This is a genomic window from Mycobacterium sp. ML4, from assembly GCF_054515735.1.
In genome coordinates this window covers 199,170-218,007 of sequence record NZ_JBTNSY010000005.1, presented here as the reverse complement: position 1 = coordinate 218,007, position 18,838 = coordinate 199,170, and the positions used below count along the sequence as shown (strand labels likewise).

Genomic DNA, 18,838 nt, shown 5'->3' with positions numbered 1-18,838 from the left:
GGCATCTGCGCCGCTTCAGCCATCGTTGGCACTCATCGGCGAAACTCTTTGAGCGCGGCGGCAATACAATCCGGTGTGGCGGAGTAGAAGATGGGCAGCACCCGGTCGGCCACTCCTTCCGCCCGGCTGCGCAGCGCGGCACCCACGTCATCGACCGGGGCGACAACGGCGAACGTACCGAGGATCTCGTCGTCGATCAGCGAACCCATGGTGTTCCACTCGCCCCGCTTGGAAAGGCGGTGCAGTTCATCATGCAGGTCACCCCAGCCGTGCAAGTCGAGCACCTTGCGGTACGCCGGCGTAGAACCGTAGAACGCGATCTGCTTGCGGGTGGCCGCCATGGCGGCGGCCAACTCGTCGTCGTCCATGCCCGTCGCGACCATCACCTCGGCGGACACCTCGAAGGCGCTACGGTCACGACCCGAACGCTCCAGTCCGCGCAGCAGTACCGGCATTGTCACGTCGGTCAGGTAGCGCTTGGACACCATCGGGTGACCCAGATGCCCGTCGGCCACCTCGCCACACATCTCGGTCATCGCCTCACCGACCGCCGCCAGAAAGATCTTCGGCCGCGGGTACGGGTGCGGCTCCGGCGTGAACATCGGGGTCATGATCTTGTGCGTGTAGAACTCACCCTCGAAACGCAGCTTGGTGTCCTCGTTCCACGCTGACCAGATTGCGTACAGCGCCGCCACGAACTCCCGCATGCGGCGTGCCGGATGGCTCCAGGGCATACTGAATCGCTTCTCGATGTGTGCCTGGATCTGGGTGCCCAATCCGAGGATGAAGCGGCCCTGTGAGTAGGCCTGCAAGTCCCAGGCTAAGTTCGCGACGGTCATCGGGTTGCGGGCGAAGGCCACCGCGATGTTGGTTCCCAGCTCGATACGCGAGGTGTGTTCGGCGGCCAGCAACAGGGGCAGGAACGGGTCGTGGCTGGTTTCGGCGGTCCAGCCGCCGTCGTAACCCTGCTCTTCCAGGGTGCCGGCCGCCTCGACCACCCGATCCAGTCTGTTGGGTATGCCACCATCGATTTTGAGGCCCCCGCGCACCATGAGGCAAAAGCTACAGTAAGCGATTCGGTAGGGTCAACGTCAGGGCGGCGCCCCGGCGTTCGCAGGCAGCTACATTCAGTAGCATCCCCGCAGCGAGTAAGGACCGCAGGCATGGGCAACTCTGAAGACTGGCAGGAGACGCTCGACGACCTCGATCGCCGGCGTCAACGCTCGCGGGCCATGGGCGGGCAGGAACGTCTCGACAAGCACCGCGGCAAGGGCAGGCTGGACGCCCGGGCCCGCATCGAGCGGCTCCTCGACCCCGGCACGTTCCGGGAGATCGGCACCCTGGTCGGCGGTGATGTCGCCGCCGACGCGATCATCACGGGTTCAGGTTTGATCAACGGCATCCCGGTGATGGTCGGCAGCGAGGATTTCACGACGCTGGCCGGAAGCATCGGGCCCGGAGGCAATTCCAAGCGCTACCGGATCGCCGAACTGGCGCTGCGCGACCGGGTTCCGCTGGTGATGCTGCTCGACGGCGCCGGCTTCCGGCCCACCGGCGGGCACTACGGACGCACACCTACCGACCTGCTCGCCCAGACGCGGTGTTCGGGCCGGGTGCCGACGGTCGCCGCGGTACTCGGGCCCTCGGCCGGACATGGCGCCCTGGTGGCTCCGGTTTGCGACTTCCGCGTCATGAGCCGTCATGGCACCATCTTCACTGCCGGCCCGCCGGTAGTGAAAGAGTCCACGGGAGAGGACATTTCGAAGGAGGACCTGGGTGGTCCCGGTGTGGCGCTGCCCAGCGGGGTCATTCACAATGTCGCCGAGGACGACGAAACCGTGCTCGACGAGATCCGCCGCTATCTGTCCTATTTCCCGACGAGCGCCTGGTCCTACCCTGCCGGCCTGCCCGCCGACGAAACGACTGCGCCGCGGGCGACGCCGGAGTTGCTGAACATCGTTGCCCGCGACAATCGTCGCGTCTACGACATGCGCGCGGTGCTCGACGTCGTCTTCGATCGCCCCGATTGGTTCGAAGTCCAGCCGTCATTCGGTAAGGCGATCATCTGCGCACTGGCGCACCTGGGCGGGCATCCCGTCGCCGTCGTCGCCAACCAGCCGCAGGTGCTGGCCGGTTCGATCGATGCCAACGCCGCGGACAAGGCGGCCCACTTCATCCTGGTCGCCGACTCCTTCCACCTGCCGATCGTGTTTCTGGCCGACAATCCGGGGATGTTGCCCGGCAGCCGCTCCGAGCGCAGCGGCGTGCTGCGCAGCGGCGGGCGGATGTTCGCCGCCCAGACCGCCGCGACGACGATCAAGCTGCATCTGACCTTGCGCAAGGCCTACGGCTTCGGCTCCATGGTGATGTCGCTGCTCGGCTTTGACCACCAGTCCGCCACGTTCGCTTATCCGGGCGCCACCATGGGCGCCATGAGTGCGGCAGCACTCAGTCGCGCCTCTCACGCCGGTGAGGACCTGACGGCCAAGCTGCGCGACGCGGAATTGCAGGCTTCCTTCCGCTCGGCCGAGGGCTTCGGATTCGACGAACTCATCGACCCGAGCGAGACCCGTGACGCGCTGCTGGCCTCGCTGCGGCGAGCTCTGTCCACACGGCAGGTGGCTGCGGAGCCGGTGACCCGCACCGTGATATGGCCCTGATTTCATTGCGCGAGCAGACACAAACTCGCACGATTCATCCTGAATTCGTGCGAGTTTGTGTCTGCTCGCGGGGCTGGGCGCGGTAGGCCGCGACCACGGGTTCCAGCTCGTCGGGCGTGGCGCCGTGCAGGATCACCGCGTCGGCGCCGTAGTCGAACTCGCGACGGATCCGCTGTGCACACTGCTGGGCCGACCCCGTCGCCGACGGCTCCAGCCATTCCTCGGGGATCAGGGTGGCGATGTGCTCGATCTGCTCCGGCGTGGCCTTGTGATCGATCCCGCCGGCGATGGACGTGACCACCGAGTCTTCCCGGAACCGTTGCAGCACGGCAGGATCCCAATCGTTGGTCTTCACCATCAGGTCGCCGTAGCCCTGCAGGTAGGTGGCCAGCCGGGCGACGGTCTTCTTCAGGCGCAACGGCTCGGGCAGATGATCCCCGACGGTGGCCAAGCACGACCACACCCGCACGCCGGCCGGGTCCCGGCCCGCCTCCTCGGCCGCGGATTTCACCGTTGTCACACAGCGCCGCAACGTTTCCGGCGTGAAATAGGTGTGCAAGATGACGTCGTCGAACGCGCGTCCCCCCAGCGCCAGCGTCTTCGGGCCGAAGGCCACCAGCGCCAGGCGTATGTCCTCGTCGAAGTCCCGGTCCAGAAACAGGATGGGATATTTGCCCATCGGCCCGTCGTGATTGAAGATCATCTCCCCGTGCCACAACCGGCGCATGACCGCTGCCCAGTCCTCCATCTGCGCCGTGGTCACAACCGGTATACCGAACGCCCCATAGATGGCGGCGATGCCGCGACCGATGCCCAGGGTGAAGCGTCCACCGGAGAGCCGGTGCATCGTAGTGGCCCAGGAGCCGGTGATCAGCGGATGACGGGTGTTGTGATTCGTTGCGGCGGTGGCGATCTGCATCCTGCTGGTCACCGCGCACGCCGCGCCGACCAGAGACGACGCCTCCTTGATGTTCCAGCGCTCGGAGATGAAGGCGGTGCCGAGGCCGAGCTCTTCGCCGCGGCGCGCCTCGTCCATCAGCGTCGCTGGCCCCTCACCCCCCGCCCCGGCCAGCAGGTAGTAGCCCAGTTCATCAAGCACCCGTTCACTCATTTCCAAACCCCTTGCTGGTAGCCGCAATTCCAGACCTCGGTCGACACCGCGGAACACCTCGACGCTGGCCACGTTGGTTTCTTCGCCGTGGGCCCTGACCGTGGAGTCATAGACGATGGCCACGTGCTCACGGTCATCACCTGCAATGCCGATATTCAGGTCGAAGTGCAGCGAGTCACGCACCTGCCACATGTCGGCGACACGTCGCACCGCCCGGTCGTGGGTCAAGATATGAGCCGCACCAACCTCGTGCCGAATGACGTTGTTGGCGAACGACTCCCCAGCGAGCTGCAGGTCATGCTCGTTCCACACCACCAGGTTGTAGAGCTCCACCACCTCGCGCGCGGTACGCACCGCGCCCATCAATCGGCCGTCCGCGGCGCCATATCGTCTCGGACCTCCCGCAGAAACCGCTCCGAGATCCTCTGGACGCGAGGGGAGAACACATGGCTGACGTGGCCGCCGCCGTACCAGTGCAGCTGACCGCCCCATTTCTCCTGCAACACCAGCGCCGGCTCCGGCATCGCCATCCTGTCGTGGCGCGCGGCGACGATCAGCCGGCGCCGCGGTGGGGGCGCGGGGTCGGCCATCAGCGGATCGATCACCGAGGTGAGCCGCGAGACCACCTCGGACCGCAGCAGCCGCCGGCATTCGCGGTGTGCGGACCCCGAACGGCCCAGGTGTCGCGCGATCATCGCGTTGAGTCCCAGGATGGGCGTGTAGAGCGCCACCGCGTCGACCTCCCGCTCGAGATGCGACACCAGCGCGGCCACCGGGCTGCCCATCGAAACCCCGGCCACCACAACGGCGCCGGCTTGGCGCTGCGCCCAGCGCAGCACCGCGCGGATCTCCGAGACCGACCGCATCATGCCAGCGACGTTGCCCAGTGGATCCATGTTTGGGTAGCTCGGCCAGTAGCCCCGGCGGCTCCCGTGGCCGGGCTGTATCGGCATCGCGACGTTGTACCCCAGGTCCCGGTAGATGCGGTCAAGGCGCGACATCAGCATGTCTTCGGCCCCGCCCTGCCCGGCGCCGTGAATCCAGATCAGCCAGGGCCGCGGACCATGCGGTCCGGGTGAGCGGTGGCGGCACAGGTGCACCGCGGCCCGCGATGGGCCGCCGAATCCTTCGTCGATCAGCGTTTGCGGCAGCGCGGGATCATGCTCGAAGGACATGCGTTCGTAGGACAGTCCGGCGATCCGACGGCGCTTGATGGCGCGCACCCGCAGCGGAGCCGGTGCGGCGTGTGCACCGTCGATGCCCAGCGCCGACAACTCCTCCGCCGCCGGGGCGCAGGCCTCCAGCGACCGGATGTTGCTGGGAACACTTCCGCCGAGCACCGAAAACCCGCTCAGCACAAGCTCGTCCAGGAACACTTCACCGAATTGGCGGACACCGCGCGGGCCCGACGGTGCCAGTCGGGCCGACTCATTGAAGCCGGCGACGGTCCGCGGCAACACCATGCCCAATTCTCGGGTGATCCCGAGTCCACGCTGTGCCCATGACATGACTTATCACCTACCTCAGCCTGAAACCGGTGTAGCCGGTGGCCGCGATCTCCTCGCAGCGCCGCCGGTATTCGGGGATTCCGCCGAATAGCCCATGTGCATCCGCTTCTTGCCGAGCACATTGCCCCCGTTGTACCAGCATGGGTGAACAAGCACCGTCGGCGCCACCAGCGCCGTGGTGTGCTCGATCGGTCGACAAGCCATGTGCTGCAACGTTTTCGGCTGCCTCAGGTACGCGGGCAAGTCCGAACCGACGCAGGCGGTGCGGCATGTACAACGCGGAGAACCCCACGCCGATCACCACGACGTCCGGGTCGGCCGGCGCCCCGGCACCGGCAACCGCTTCGGTCATCTCGCTCCTCGCCACACCGGATCAGTAGTGCCGAACTGCTGAAATCTATACTGTAACGAATTTAGTATCAGACGACCGGAGGTGCCCGACATGAGGTTTGTGTTCACCTGGACGTTCATCGGTAGGTTCATGAGCGGCTGGTCGCCGGAGTCCGCCTCCGCATGAAGCCCGCTCTTGCGCAGCTGGCGGCGTCCGGGCACACGGCCGTCGTCCTCCGGGAGTGCCAGGCTGCGGTGATGGGCTCGGATGCCGGACTGGCCTTACTGGCAGCCGAAGCCCCTTGCGTTGTTTTACCAACACGCGTCACTGGCCACCCACCGGTCGCTCCAAGCCTGGGCTGATGGGACATCATGACAGAAACGACCAGCGAGATCCGCGGCGGTTTCCCCGACGTCCGGCCACTGGCCGCACCGCCCGGGCTGGAGCGCTACATCACCGCGCTGCGACGCCTGCAGGACCTGACCGTTTCCACCAATCCGGACGCCGCAGCGTGGGATGCCGCCAGCGAGCACCTCGAAAGCGCTTGTGCCATTGTCGAATCACATCGGGTGCCCGAGATCGAGGTGCCGGCCGGCCGCGTCCTGGAAATCCCCGGTTTGGGTCATCCGCTGATGCCGCCGTGGACCCTCACCGCATTGCGGTCCGACGGAGTCGTTATGCACGGACACTTCACCCAGTCCCATGTCGGAGGAAACTACGCGGTGCACGGCGGCATGATCCCGCTGTTCTACGACTGGCTGTTCGGCATGGTGGTCACTGCCGCCGACATCCGTCCCACCCGAACGGCGTACCTGCATGTCGATTACCGCAAGATCACCCCGATCGGCGAACGGCTGACCGCCCGTGGGCGCATCGACCGAATCGAGGGCCGGAAGGTGTTCACCACCGCGAGCATGACAAGCTCCGATGGTGTGGCGCTCACCGAGGCGACCGGCCTGATGGTCCGCCTGCTCCCCCACCAACCGTAATGTCGCGAGCAGACACAGAATCGCACCCGTTGGGGCCCGCACGTGCGATTTTGCGACTGCTCGGCAGGAAGGACCGACGTGCCTGAATTCACTGTGCCTGCTGTCGTAGCGGCCGTTGCCGCCGCCATACCCGACCGCGAACTGGTGATCCAGGGCGACGAGCGCTTTACATACGCGCAGATCGTCGAACGTTCGAACCGGCTGGCGGCCTACCTGCACTCTCGTGGGCTGGGCTGCCACACCGAACGCTCGGAACTGCCCGGTCACGAAGCCGGCCAGGACCTGCTGGGGCTGTACGCCTACAACGGAAACGAGTTCGTCGAGGCGCTGTTCGGCAGCTTCGCGGCGCGCGTTGCTCCGTTCAACGTCAACTACCGCTACGTCAAGAACGAGCTGCAGTACCTGCTGGCGGATTCCGGGGCGACCGCGTTGCTCTACCATGCGGCGTTCGCGCCGCGGGTTGCCGAAGTGTTGCCCGACCTGCCGAAGCTGCGGGTGCTGATTCAGATCGCCGATGACTCGGACAACGAACTGGTTTACGGGGCAGTCGATTACGAGAGCATTGTCGCCGAGCCCGCCGACCCGCCGCCGGTGCAGCACTCCCCCGACGACCTGTACGTCCTGTACACCGGCGGCACGACCGGCATGCCCAAGGGCGTGCTGTGGCGTCAGCACGACATCTTCATGACCTCCTTCGGCGGTCGCGATCTGATGACGGGCCAATTCGTGAGTTCCGTCGACGAGATCGTGGCGCGCGTGACGGCAGGCGCCGGCACCAAAGTGCTGGTGCTGCCACCGCTGATACACGGTGCCGCGCAATGGACGGTGATGATGGCCGCGACCACCGGGCAGACCATCGTCTTCCCCACGGTCGTCGACCATCTGGACGCCGACGACGTGGTGCGCACCATTGAGCGCGAGCGCGTGGCGGTGGTGACGGTGGTAGGCGACGCCATAGCACGTCCGTTGGTCGCCGCGATCGAGAAAGGGATCGCCGACGTGTCGTCGCTGTTCGTCGTCGCGAACGGCGGCGCCCTGCTCACGCCGTACGTCAAGCAGCGCCTGATCGATGCGCTGCCCAACGCCATGGTCGTCGACGGCGTCGGGTCCTCGGAGACCGGCGCCCAGATGCACCACATGTCCACCTCGGGCGCGGTGTCGACCGGCACCTTCACTGCCGGTCCGGACACTGTCGTTGCGGCCGAGGACCTTTCGTCAATCCTGACGCCGGGCCACGACGGCATCGGCTGGCTGGCCCAGCGCGGTTATGTCCCGCTGGGTTACCAGGGCGATGCCGCGAAGACGGCGGCGACCTTCCCCGTGATCGACGGTGTGCGATATGCCGTTCCGGGAGACCGCGCCCGCCACCACGAAACCGGCCACATCGAGTTGCTCGGACGAGACTCGGTCACCATCAACTCCGGCGGCGAGAAGATCTTCGCCGAGGAGGTCGAGACCGCGATCGCGTCGCATCCCGCGGTGGCCGACGTGGTGGTCGCGGGCCGGCCCAGCGAGCGCTGGGGTCGGGAGGTCGTCGCCGTCGTCGCACTGGCCGAAGGTGCCAGCGTCGATTCGCAGGAACTGGTGGCCCACGCCGGTCAGTCGTTGGCCCGCTACAAGTTGCCCAAGGCCGTCGTGTTCCGCAGCGTGATCGAGCGCAGTCCGTCGGGCAAGGCTGATTACCGGTGGGCGCGTGAGCAGGCGCTGAATCCGTGAACCTGCGACAAGCGCTCCTCGGCGGTTGGCTGTTGGAGTCCTTCGTCTCTCGACCTAACACCGGCTCCGTCCGGCATCCGTTCGGCGAGCATCCCGCCGGCCTCATCCTCTACACCGCCGACGGCCACATGTCCGCACAGCTGACGCCGGGCCAGGGCGAATTCGTCTCCTACGGAGGACGATTCGAGGTCGACGAAGCGGCGGCAATTATCACCCACCACGTGATGATCGCGACGACGCCGGAGCTGTTGCGAGAACCGCAGATTCGGTACGCCCGGGTCGAGGACGACCGGTTGACGTTGTCGGCGCGCCTGACCTCCGCCGAGGGCACCACGCACAGCATCCTGGTCTGGCGCCGCGACCGCTGATTCAACGCCCGGACCGGCACGCTGCTCCAGCCGGCCAAGTTCTGCATGTGACCGGTTTGCAGCCTGTCCAGTCGACGTCGCAGCCCGGCGGGAAGCCGAGCAGACACAAAATCGCACTGCAACCGGCGTTCCCGTGCGAATTTGCGACTACTCGCGGGTCGCGTAGTCGGCTTTCTCGCGCGACGTCCGCCCTGGCGCTCGCTGCCTCGAGTGGCGTGACGTCAATGCTGCGGTAGGTGCTCTTGAAGGATGCTTGGGCGACTCTTGCGACCGCGTAGGTCGATTACCCGTATCGAGTGTGGACCGGCGCTGTAGCGGGAACGGGATGGTATGACCCGATCCGACACCGATGACGCACCGCGGACGGAGCGCAGGCGCGCACCCGATCCCGATGACCCGAGTAAACCGGACTCCCCGGACGACCTGACCAAGGCGTCCTGGCTGTTCGTGCTGCGCAAGACCGCGTACGAGTTCAACAAAGATCAATGTCTCGACCTGGCCGCGGGCCTCACCTACTACGCGGTGCTGTCGCTGTTTCCGGCGCTCCTGGTGCTGGTCTCGCTCCTCGGCGTCCTCGGTGAGGGCCGCCGTACCACCGAGGCACTGCTCGAGGTGGTGGGCGGGGTGGCACCGGCATCTGCGGTCGATATGCTGCGCCAGCCGATTCAGCAGGTGGTCGACAACCCTTCGGCCGGTCTCGCGCTGGTGTTCAGTGCGCTCGCAGCGCTGTGGTCTTCGTCTGGATATGTCGGCGCGTTCGGTCGGGCGATGAACCGTGTGTACGAGATCGGCGAGGGACGCCCGTTATGGAAGCTGCGCCCGCTGCAGTTGGCGCTGACCCTGGCCGGGCTGGTGCTCACCGCTGCAGTGGCTTTCATGCTGGTGATCAGTGGTCCGGTCGCCGAAGCCGTCGGGCGCGCCATCGGAGTGGGAAGCGCCGCCCAGACAGCCTGGTCGATCGCAAAGTGGCCGGCCATCCTCGCGATCGTCACGCTCGTGGTCGCGATCCTCTACTACACGACACCCAATGTCCAGCAGCCGAGGTTTCGCTGGCTCAGCATCGGAGCTGCGGTGGCGATCGTGGTGTGGGCGGCCGCCTCGGCCGGATTCGGTTTCTATGTCAGCCACTTCGGCAGCTACAACAAGACGTACGGCGCACTCAGCGGCGTGATCGTGTTCCTGCTCTGGCTGTGGATCACCAATCTGGCGCTGCTGTTTGGCGCCGAACTCGACGCCGAGCTCGAGCGGGGACGGCAACTACAAGCCGGAATCGAGGCCGAACACGAATTGCAGCTGCCTCCCAAAGACACTCGTGTCCTCGACAAGAACGCCGCCGCCGCGCGCAAGGACATCCGACGCGGGCGGTGGTTGCGCCGCACCCGAGGCCGACGCGAATGACGGCGGCTCAGAACGCTTATCGCACAAGGCAACTCGGCAAATTGGCGGCAAGCAGATCGGTCAGCTCCTGCACCCAGCGCCCCTTCCACGGGGTTTTGTACCGGACATTCCTCTGGCCGCTCTGACTGCGCTTGAGCTGCTGCAGGTCCGGTCGCCACAACAGCTCCTCGCCTTTGGGATGCCAGCCGAGGTTCACGTCGTGCAGGCCTTCGTTGTGGGTTTAGCCGGCCTCGACGAAATCGTCCAGAGCGGCGATGCGTTCGCTCACCTCTGACGTGCGGATGTCGACGACGCGAGAAGTCTTTTCCGGCATCAGGCTGAACCGTATCCGGGTGCCGCCACGCGGGTCGTACCCAAGCAAGTCACGGTTGACCAGCTTGGTCGCAAAGCTCGCTTTGGCGTTCGGGATTCGGGCGAACAGCTCAACGAGATCCCGGACGTTGTCGGAGACGAGGGCGTCGGCCGAGCAGTCGCTGTTCTCGCCGATGTCGTAAACCCAATCGACGGGGTCGCACTGATTGGCGAACGACTTGACCCCTTGGCGCGCGGCGTGCCGCTCCAGATAGCCGGTGATCTTCTCGATATTGGCGAACACCGTGATCGGGTTCGCATAACCCTTGCGGCGAGGGACGTAGCAGTACGAGCAGGACATGGCGCAGCCGTTGGCCGTCGACGGCGCGATCAGGTCGCTGGAGCGCTCGTTGCGGCGCGCGGACAAGCTCTTCTTTTCTCCCAGGACCAGCACTTCGCGTTTGATTCGTACCCAATCGTCGACGTTGCCCTAGAGACCTGGGATCGACTGGTGTGTGGGCACCTCGATGCGTTGCGCGTCGGGAAAGCGGTCGAGAACCTGACGGGCGCGCGCGAAGCGCTCAATGTTAGGTTCATGATTGATCCGCCGGATATCCAAAAGGCCATCGGCCAGCGCAACAGCAGTCATCGCAGGATACAACGCCGGTGCCACCGCGACTGTTCCCGGCGAACGCCATGGCCCATCGTCTACCGTCGAAGGTATGGCCGAAATCTCCGGAAAAGACCGAATCGATGACGTCGCCCCCGGCGATGTCATCGCCGTCGACCGCGGATCGGGCGAGAAGCCCTACAAAGTGGTGTTCAAGGACCCCAACGATTCGGGATACGTGGTCACACTCGAAGGCGACAACGGCGAGACGTTTCAGGTCGAGCTGACCGCCGGCACCCCCGTCGCGAGGTCACTGGAAGCGAAATGGGAGTCCGCGCAAAGCCCCACATCGCACACCTAGCCACGCCTTGCCGCGGGAAATGAGTAGTTCGGCTTGCCCAGGCCCAGCACGTGCTGGGCGATCATGTTGCGGAACACCTCCAGCGTGCCGCCGTAGATCCCGGCCAGCGGAGCAAAGCGGTAGAGGTATTCGGTGGCCCCGTTGTCAGCGGCACCGTCGGTCTCGATGGGCAGCACCGACGCCGGCCCGACGATATCCATCAGGTCCGGGCCGACGTCGCGCATGGTCTGCGCCTGCGCGACACGGCCGAAAATGCTCGGAGTCGACAGCGCCGCCTCCAGGCGAGCGACGCTGCGGCCCAGCCGATATGCGACCGCGCCGTCGTCGATCGGGCGCGCACCGTTCCCATCGCGTTGTCCGACCCGGGCCGCCACCGCGTCCAGTGCCGCGGACATGAACCCGGTCTGGTGCTGCATGATCGCGACGTCCTGCAACCCGTCCGACGCGGCGGCGACGGCGCCGTGTTCGGCATCCAGCGGCCCGCGCAGCACCGTCCACCCACCGTTGACCTCACCGAGCAGATACTTGTCATCGACCCGGACGTCGCTGTAGTACACGATGTTGGTCCGGTCGCCGTCGACGGTGCGGATGCCCTGGATTTCGATGCCGGGCAGATCGAGCGGAACCAGAAACATGGTTAGGCTCTTGTGCTTTCGCGCATCCGAATCGGTGTTGGTGATGAGGAAGACGTACTGGCAATTGTGTGCGCCGGTGGTGAACATCTTGGAGCCGTTGATGATCCAGCTCGACCCATCCGCCTCGCGCACTGCCCGGGTCTTGCACGTGGCGATGTCGGAGCCGCCCTCGGGTTCGGTGTAGCCGAGGCACATTCGCACCTCGCCGGTGAAAACCTTCGGCATCACCTCCTCGACGAGTTCGGACTTGCCGAAGGCCGCGACGGCTCGTGCCACCATCGCCGTCGTCCCCCACGTCACCCACGGGGTGTGCACACGGCGTTTCTCGAGCTCCCAAATTCGACGTCGGACCCGGGTGAAGCCGCCGGCCGACGACGGCTTCCACTCCTTGTCCAGATACCCCGCCGCGCCGAAGGCCAGATGCACGCCCTCGTCGAAGTTGTCACCGGTTTCCCGGTCGCGCCGGCGTACCTCGTCGGTGACGTGTTCGGCAAGAAAGTCGCGTACCTCGGCGAGAAAGGCGTGGTCGTCGTCGCTGAGTTCGACGAGGCTGAAATCCATTGCCACTAAGCGCTTTCCCGCTCGGCGACCATCCGCCCGACCTGTCTGGCCGTGCGACCCGGATCGCCTCCGGCCAGCGCCCAGCCTCGGGCCCGTACCAGATACGCCGTCGCGGCCGCTTCCACCGAGACCCCAAGACCACCCTGGATGTGTACGGCCATCGTCGCCGCTTTGGGCGCCTCTTCGGCCATGAACACGAAGGCGCACCCGGGCAATTCCGGTCGCTCGTCGGGCTCGTTGTCGAGAAACCACGCGGCGCGCCGTGCGAGGTTACGGCCGCCCTGAACGGCGATCGCCATGTTGGCCAGCGGATGCGAAATCGCGTGCAACGTCGAGATGGGCACTCCGAGTGTGTAGCGCGACTTGGCGAACTCGGCCGCGATCGTCATCGTCTGCTCGACCAGGCCGGTCAGCGCGGCGGCGGTCAGTACCCGCCATTCGTCGATGGCACGGCAGTAGGCCGCGACCGCCTGCGGCCCCGAACCCAGCACCCTCCGCGAATCGGCCGTGTCGAAATCAACCCAGGCCATCGGCAGCTGGCCGAGATTGGGCACCCGCTCGGGGTGGGTGGCGAAACTCAGCAGCACTATGTCGTCACCGGCCCGCACGATCACACCGTCGGCCACCGCCGCCGACGGGATGAGCCGCCGGCCCGCAACAGGTTCCGGCGCGATGTCCAGGCCGAGAATCCGGTTGCCGTGGACCACATCGGATGTCGCGGCACCGAGCCGCGCGGCGAGGCGAGACGCACACACGTGATCGATCCATGGCACCGGCGCCAGTGCCCGCCCCACCTCCTCGGCGACCAACGCCAGATCGACCAGCGTCGCTCCGTCACCGCCGACGTGCTCCCCCACCGCCATCGAGGTGGCGCCCATGGCACACAACCGCTCCCAGAGGCTCTTGTCGAACCCGGACTCCTGCGCGGCCCAAACGGTTTCGATCGGGCAGTGGGTGTCCAGCAGCTGGCGGTAGGCGGCCTGCAGGGCCTTGTGATCCTCGCTGAGGCTGTAGTCGATCCGGCGTAATTCGTAGCGATCCATCCGTCACCGCTCCTGACCTTGTTCGGCGCCGAAGAAGAACTCGTTGGCGTTGTTGTAGAGGTAGTTGTCGAGGACCTGCGCGGGCAGGTCCAGGGCTTTCGCCTCGGGTACCACCCGATGCTGGCGCAGCACCGGCCAATCGGAGGCAAAGATGATCCTGTCCGGACCGCGGCTACGCATGTAATGAATCAGGCTGTCCGGCAGCCGTTTCGGCGACCACGCCGAGGTCATCAGCCGCAGGTTGCGGTATTTGATCAGCATCCGGATCGCAATGTCCCACCACGGGTCGGCGCCGTGGATCATGCACAGTTTCAGCTCCGGGAACCTCACACACACCCGGTCCAGGTGGATCGGATTCTGCACCTCGCCAGGGATGGGCGGACCGGGCAGACCGGTGTTGACGCACAGCGGCAGCTCGATCTCCGCGCACTTGGCGTACAGCGGGTAGTACACCGCGTCGCTGGGCGGGTAGTGGCCGTCGGCCCAGAAGCTGGGACCCACCACTGCGTAGGCCACCGGCAGGTCGGCTGCCGCTGCGGTCAACTCGCGCAACGACTTCACCGGACGCAGCAGGTTCATCCCGCCCATGGCCAGGGCGAACCGGTCGGGACGTTCATCGACGAACTTGCGGGCGGTGACCGATGGTTTGGCCAGGTTGTCCATCAAGACGGCCTTGCGCACCCCGTGTTCGTCCATCTCATCGAGCAGTTCGGCGAGGTCGACGGGGTCGAACATCGTCTGCGGGCCCTTGAAGTAGTCGTCGCGCACCTTGTTCATGAATTCGGGCTGGGTTTCGGTTTCACCGAAATGCACATTGACCAGACAGTCGATGACCGGCCGGGGATCAGGTGGCGTCATGGGCGCGCAGTCCTTGCGGTGCATAACTTTTCGGCGTGGCGGGCGGCCCATCGGTAATCGGCCTTGCCGTTGCCGAGCCGACGGATCCGATCTACCACGATAAACACCTTGGGCACTTTGAACCGAGCCAACTCGGCGGCACAATGCGCGCGCAATGCGTCGGTGTCCGGCTCGCCGCCGTCGCGCGGTTCGACCAACGCGACCACTTCCTGCCCCCAACGTTCGCTGGCGCGGCCCACTACCAAGGCATCGGCGATGACGGGGTGCGCTCGCAGCACCTCTTCGACCTCTTCGACGAACACCTTCTCGCCGCCGGTGTTGATCACCAGCGCATCCCGGCCGAACAATCGGAGTGTCCCGTCGGCCTCCAGCGAGGCGCGGTCGCCCGAAATCACCACCCGCTTCCCCTCGACGACCGGGAACGTCTTCGCGGTCGCGACCTCATCGGCGAAGTAGCCCAACGGAATACGGCCGGTGCGTGCCACCCAGCCGATCTGCGGCTCGCCCGGTTCGAGGAACCGGCTGTAATCCTCAGCCAGCACCAGACCGCCGGTCCGGATCGTGAAGGTGTCGGCTTGACTGCCCTGCCGGCTGTGCCCGAAACCCATGTTTCCCGTCTCCGAAGACCCGTAGCCGTTGATCACCGTGATATGCGGCAGGTGCTTCAGCAGCGCCTGCTGATGACGAACGTTGGTGGCCGCGCCACCGGTACCGATCGCGAACAAGGCAGACAGGTCATAGCTGCGCCGGCCGAGTTCGTCGACCAGAGGCGCCGCGTAGGCATCACCCACCATCGTCATCAGCCCGACGTGCTCGCGTTCGGCGATCTCGAGCACCGCGGCCGGATCGAACTTCCGGCGGGTGTCGTAGAGGACGGCCGTCTGCCCGGACAGGATCGCCGAGAAGGCGGTCCACATACCTGCGGCGTGCATCAGCGGGGACACCGCGAACCAGGGCGCGCCGGCGCGTTGCGCGCGCCGGCGTATCTCGTCCACTCCAGCGTGGTCGTCACCGTTCATCGACGCGACATACATGTCGGCCTGCCGCCACAACACGCCTTTGGGCCGGCCAGTGGTGCCGCCTGTGCAGATCATCAGCAGATCGTCCGGTGACGGCGTGTCAGCGTGGTCGCAATCGCCTTGCGCCAGAGCTTCTTCGAGCGCCACGGAGCCGGCGAGCTCAGCAGCTTCGCTGCCGTCGTCGATCGACAGCAGCAGGTCGGCGCCAGGCAACACATCGGCGAACTCGGCGCCGAGGGATCGGTGGTAGATGACGCCGCGCGGGCGGACGTAGGCCAGCAGGTCGGCCACTTCGCGTGGGGTGTAGTAGTGGTTGACGTTGACGGGCACCACCCGCGCCTTCAGGCAGGCAATGACCATGTCAGGGTAGAGGTCGTTGTGCATGACGAGCGCCACCCGGTCTTGACCACATTCCCAGTTACCCAGCGCCGCACGCTCGGTGTGCGCGCCGAAACCCTTACCTGCCAGATAGTTGGCGAGTCGACGGGTCCGGTCCGCGGATTCGGCGAATGTGCTCCGGCGACTACCGCAGACGGTCATCACCCGATCGGGCACGGCCGCGGCGACCGCGTCCAATACCGCTCCGATGGTCCATTCGCTCATCGGGTTGTTACACCGACGCGGTGCGTCGCGACGGTGAATCCGGCGACGGCCCAGCCGCGTGTCGCGTCGCAGGATTCACACTCGCGCCTGAGACGTTCCCACCCAACAGGTCAAGAGCATTGTCGCGCATGACTTTCCGGGTGTCTTCGGCACTGAACTCGGGGAATTGCGGAATGTCGGCGGTGAAGGACATCGGATCGGCCAGGCCCTCGCCGTGTGGCCAGTCCGAGCCGAACAGAATCTTCTCCACGCCGATCGTCTCCGCGAGCAATTTCACGTCATCCTCGTAGTACGGCGCGATCCAGACGTTGTTCTTCAGCTGCTCCACCGGGTCCTCAGTGAAGTGGTGGGGCGCGGTGTTGGCGGCCTTCTTCAGCCGTTTGATCAAGCGGTAGACGAAGTACGAGCCGTTTTCGATGCTGGCGACTCTAAGCGTCGGGTGGCGGGTGAGTACCTGGTGGACGATCATCGAGGCCATCGTGTCGTGGATGGCCCGGTCGTCCAGCAGCACCTGGTCGAGCGGATCCTTCTTGCCGAATCCTTCGAAGGTGGCCTTGCCGCCCCACAGGGCGTTGATCGCCAGATATCCGCTGTCACTGAGGTGGAACCCCACGGGGACGCCGGCTTCGGCCAGCCGGGCCCAGACCGGGTCGTGCAGGGAATCGCCCAGCGAGCGCGGCTTGATGCGGCCCGGCACCGGCGCCGGACGCACCAGCACCAGCTTGGCGGCCCGGCCGAGCACGAACTCGACCTCCTCGACTGCCTTGTCGGGGTCCGCCAGCGAAATGATGGGCGCGGCGATGATGCGGTGGTCCGGCCGATCGAACCCCCAGTCCTCATCGAGCCACTGGTTGAACGCATGCACCGATGCCATGGTGGCGTCGATGTCGTCCTTCAGCGCCTCCTCGACGCCACAGGCGAAAGTCGGCAACATGAACACCGTCTGGAGATTCTGGGTGTCCATCACGCGCACCCGCGCATCACGATTCTGGTATTCGGGATGGTTCTCCAGCCGGTCGACCTTCATCAGCGAGGCCGGGTCGACGCCGTCGGGAATCTCGCCGCGAAACAGCAGGTCCAGACAACCCGGTTCGATGATCGGATCGAAGGTGGGGTTCGGGATGAACTGATTGATGCGCTCGCCGATCACCGCCCAGGTACGTTTGCCGTCGCGCAGCATCTGCACGCCGCGCCGCGTGAACGCCTTTGGCAGATACCTGGTGAACGAGTCGATCGGTTCGTAGTAGTGATTGTCGACGTCTATCGCCCGGTAGCCCAGCGTTGCCATCGTGGACGTCCTTCCCCAGTAAGCTGCTGACCCGCCGACGCGCGGCCGCCCAGTACATACTGTATACCTATCGGTACTGCTTTCTACAATGACCGCCGAGGTTACCCAAACTCGAAGAACGCCTGATCAAAGGGCGTATGAGTGTGCGATTCAACGGTACCGCAAGGTCGGCGGGGCACCCGGGATACGCGTAGCGTTATACCGTACTGACTACAGTAGGTCTCACGTTCGATGCGCCCAGCCGAAAGAGGTTGCCGATGATCAGGGTGATGGAGGGCATTCGGGTCCTCGAGGTTGCACAATTCACCTTCGTTCCGGCAGCGGGGGCGATCCTCGCCGACTGGGGAGCCGACGTCATCAAGGTCGAGCACCCGGCGCGCGGAGACACCCAGCGGGGCTTCCTCAATATGGGTGGCATCCAGGTCAATCCGGACCGCCATCCCCTCATGGAGCATCCCAATCGCGGCAAACGCAGCGTCGGTATCGACGTGTCCACGCCCGGCGGTCAGGAAGTGCTCTACGAACTGGCCAAGGTCTCCGACGTCTTCCTCACCAATTACCTGCCCGCACAGCGGCAGAAGAACAACTTCGATGTGGAGCACATCCGGGCGGCAAACCCCGACATCATCTACGCGCGCGGTTCGGCGTACGGCGACAAGGGCCCCGAGCGGCACACCGGCGGGTACGACGGCACGGCGTTCTGGACCCGCAGCGGCGTTGGGTACGCCCTGACCCCGGCAGAACTGGGCGGCGCACTGGGACAAGGCATTCCCGCGTTCGGCGACTCCATCGGCGGCATGTTCATCGCCGGGGGCATTTCGGCGGCACTGCTGCACCGGGAACGTTCCGGTGAGGCCGTTGAACTCGACGTATCGCTGCTGAGCACCGCATGGTGGGCAGCGGGTGCGAGCGTCACCCAGGGCATGGAGACCGGCGAGGTGATGCGGACACCCATGCCCGGCTCGCCGGCGCCCTCGGTGAATCCCTTCATGGGCAATTACCTGACGTCCGACGGCGGGACCATCAACCTCTGCATCATCAGCCCCACCGGGTTGATCCGGGATACCTTCGAACACCTGGGGATCCCGGAGGCCGCCGACGATCCCCGCTTCTCCGAGGTGCTGCCGCTGATACAGAACGCCGATGCCGCCGGCAAGCTCATCGGCGAGGCGTTCGCCGGGAAGCCGTTCGACTATTGGCGGCAACATCTGAAGACCATGAAGGGTCAATGGGCACCTTTTCAGAGCCTGCTCGACCTGGCCGAAGACGAGCAGGCGATCGCCAATGACATGATCGCCGAAGTCGAAGTAGCCAGCGGCGGAGCGCCGTTCAAGGTTGTGCGCGGGCCCGTCCAGTTCAACCACGAACCGTTGCAGACCACCCGCGCCCCGCAAGCCTCCGAACATACCGAGATCGTTCTCATGGAGATCGGCATGGACTGGGACCGCATCGCCGAACTGAAAGACGCCGGCGCAATTGCCTGACCGG

17 protein-coding genes and 2 pseudogenes are annotated in these 18,838 nt (G+C 65.7%); 7 read left to right on the top strand and 12 right to left on the bottom strand.

Annotation, left to right across the window (positions count from 1 at the left end):
* Positions 1–32 precede the first annotated feature (32 nt).
* The gene (locus tag ACX9NE_RS07450) at positions 33–1,052 is read right to left on the bottom strand and encodes an LLM class F420-dependent oxidoreductase (protein ID WP_459361043.1); all 1,020 of its coding nucleotides are present in this window, start codon (positions 1,050–1,052) and stop codon (positions 33–35) included.
* Between the two features lie 111 nt (positions 1,053–1,163).
* Here ACX9NE_RS07450 and ACX9NE_RS07445 point away from each other — a divergent pair, with 111 nt between their 5' ends.
* On the top strand, positions 1,164–2,660 hold the full coding sequence (locus ACX9NE_RS07445) for an acyl-CoA carboxylase subunit beta (RefSeq protein WP_459361042.1): 1,497 nt from the start codon (positions 1,164–1,166) through the stop codon (positions 2,658–2,660).
* A gap of 34 nt (positions 2,661–2,694) precedes the next feature.
* On the opposite strand, the gene ACX9NE_RS07440 is transcribed toward ACX9NE_RS07445, so the two are convergent.
* The 4 genes and pseudogenes from ACX9NE_RS07440 to ACX9NE_RS07425 all read right to left on the bottom strand — a co-directional run.
* Positions 2,695–3,771 carry a TIGR03857 family LLM class F420-dependent oxidoreductase gene (locus ACX9NE_RS07440; RefSeq protein WP_459361041.1) on the bottom strand — a complete coding sequence of 359 codons (1,077 nt, stop codon included), beginning with the start codon at positions 3,769–3,771 and terminating at the stop codon, positions 2,695–2,697.
* Positions 3,768–4,134: pseudogene (locus ACX9NE_RS07435) on the bottom strand (nuclear transport factor 2 family protein). The gene ACX9NE_RS07440 and the pseudogene ACX9NE_RS07435 overlap by 4 nt, the downstream one beginning before the upstream one ends.
* On the bottom strand, positions 4,134–5,279 hold the full coding sequence (locus ACX9NE_RS07430; protein ID WP_459361040.1) for an alpha/beta hydrolase: 1,146 nt from the start codon (positions 5,277–5,279) through the stop codon (positions 4,134–4,136). The pseudogene ACX9NE_RS07435 and the gene ACX9NE_RS07430 overlap by 1 nt, the downstream one beginning before the upstream one ends.
* 10 nt (positions 5,280–5,289) lie before the next feature.
* Positions 5,290–5,471 (bottom strand): annotated as a pseudogene (locus tag ACX9NE_RS07425) (cyclohexanone monooxygenase); the annotation flags it as partial.
* A gap of 510 nt (positions 5,472–5,981) precedes the next feature.
* On the opposite strand from ACX9NE_RS07425, the gene ACX9NE_RS07420 reads away from it, so the two are divergent.
* The 4 genes from ACX9NE_RS07420 to ACX9NE_RS07405 all read left to right on the top strand — a co-directional run bounded on the left by ACX9NE_RS07420 (position 5,982) and on the right by ACX9NE_RS07405 (position 10,081).
* The gene (locus ACX9NE_RS07420) at positions 5,982–6,599 is read left to right on the top strand and encodes a PaaI family thioesterase (RefSeq protein WP_459361039.1); all 618 of its coding nucleotides are present in this window, start codon (positions 5,982–5,984) and stop codon (positions 6,597–6,599) included.
* 78 nt (positions 6,600–6,677) lie between these two features.
* Positions 6,678–8,315 (top strand): acyl-CoA synthetase, encoded by a 1,638-nt coding sequence (locus tag ACX9NE_RS07415; RefSeq protein WP_459361038.1) that lies wholly within the window; start codon positions 6,678–6,680, stop codon positions 8,313–8,315.
* Complete coding sequence (locus ACX9NE_RS07410) at positions 8,312–8,683, top strand: lipocalin-like domain-containing protein (protein ID WP_459361037.1); 372 nt, start codon at positions 8,312–8,314, stop codon at positions 8,681–8,683. The genes ACX9NE_RS07415 and ACX9NE_RS07410 overlap by 4 nt, the downstream gene beginning before the upstream one ends.
* 330 nt (positions 8,684–9,013) lie before the next feature.
* Entirely contained in the window at positions 9,014–10,081 is a 1,068-nt protein-coding gene (locus ACX9NE_RS07405) for a YihY/virulence factor BrkB family protein (protein ID WP_459361036.1), read from the top strand.
* Between the two features lie 220 nt (positions 10,082–10,301).
* On the opposite strand, the gene ACX9NE_RS07400 is transcribed toward ACX9NE_RS07405, so the two are convergent.
* Positions 10,302–10,838: a spore photoproduct lyase family protein gene (locus ACX9NE_RS07400; RefSeq protein ID WP_459361116.1), complete on the bottom strand. Its 537-nt coding sequence runs from the start codon at positions 10,836–10,838 to the stop codon at positions 10,302–10,304.
* 24 nt (positions 10,839–10,862) lie between these two features.
* Positions 10,863–11,021 carry a hypothetical protein gene (locus tag ACX9NE_RS07395; protein WP_459361035.1) on the bottom strand — a complete coding sequence of 53 codons (159 nt, stop codon included), beginning with the start codon at positions 11,019–11,021 and terminating at the stop codon, positions 10,863–10,865.
* 73 nt (positions 11,022–11,094) lie between these two features.
* On the opposite strand from ACX9NE_RS07395, the gene ACX9NE_RS07390 reads away from it, so the two are divergent.
* Positions 11,095–11,343: a hypothetical protein gene (locus tag ACX9NE_RS07390; protein WP_459361034.1), complete on the top strand. Its 249-nt coding sequence runs from the start codon at positions 11,095–11,097 to the stop codon at positions 11,341–11,343.
* Here the strand turns inward: ACX9NE_RS07390 and ACX9NE_RS07385 are convergent.
* From ACX9NE_RS07385 to ACX9NE_RS07365, 5 genes are read right to left on the bottom strand one after another with little or no spacing between them, the layout of a single operon-like run.
* Positions 11,340–12,539, bottom strand: a complete 1,200-nt coding sequence (locus ACX9NE_RS07385) for an acyl-CoA dehydrogenase family protein (protein WP_459361033.1) — start codon at positions 12,537–12,539, stop codon at positions 11,340–11,342. The genes ACX9NE_RS07390 and ACX9NE_RS07385 overlap by 4 nt on opposite strands.
* 5 nt (positions 12,540–12,544) lie before the next feature.
* Complete coding sequence (locus tag ACX9NE_RS07380) at positions 12,545–13,582, bottom strand: acyl-CoA dehydrogenase family protein (RefSeq protein WP_459361032.1); 1,038 nt, start codon at positions 13,580–13,582, stop codon at positions 12,545–12,547.
* 3 nt (positions 13,583–13,585) lie between these two features.
* Positions 13,586–14,440, bottom strand: coding sequence for an amidohydrolase family protein (locus ACX9NE_RS07375; RefSeq protein ID WP_459361031.1), 855 nt, complete (start codon positions 14,438–14,440; stop codon positions 13,586–13,588).
* Positions 14,437–16,062, bottom strand: a complete 1,626-nt coding sequence (locus ACX9NE_RS07370; protein ID WP_459361030.1) for an acyl-CoA synthetase — start codon at positions 16,060–16,062, stop codon at positions 14,437–14,439. Before ACX9NE_RS07370 ends, ACX9NE_RS07375 begins: the two co-directional genes overlap by 4 nt.
* A gap of 7 nt (positions 16,063–16,069) precedes the next feature.
* Positions 16,070–17,350: an amidohydrolase family protein gene (locus tag ACX9NE_RS07365; RefSeq protein WP_459361029.1), complete on the bottom strand. Its 1,281-nt coding sequence runs from the start codon at positions 17,348–17,350 to the stop codon at positions 16,070–16,072.
* A 269-nt stretch (positions 17,351–17,619) separates the two neighbouring features.
* Here ACX9NE_RS07365 and ACX9NE_RS07360 point away from each other — a divergent pair, with 269 nt between their 5' ends.
* Positions 17,620–18,834, top strand: a complete 1,215-nt coding sequence (locus tag ACX9NE_RS07360) for a CaiB/BaiF CoA transferase family protein (protein ID WP_459361115.1) — start codon at positions 17,620–17,622, stop codon at positions 18,832–18,834.
* The last annotated feature ends 4 nt before the right edge of the window (positions 18,835–18,838 follow it).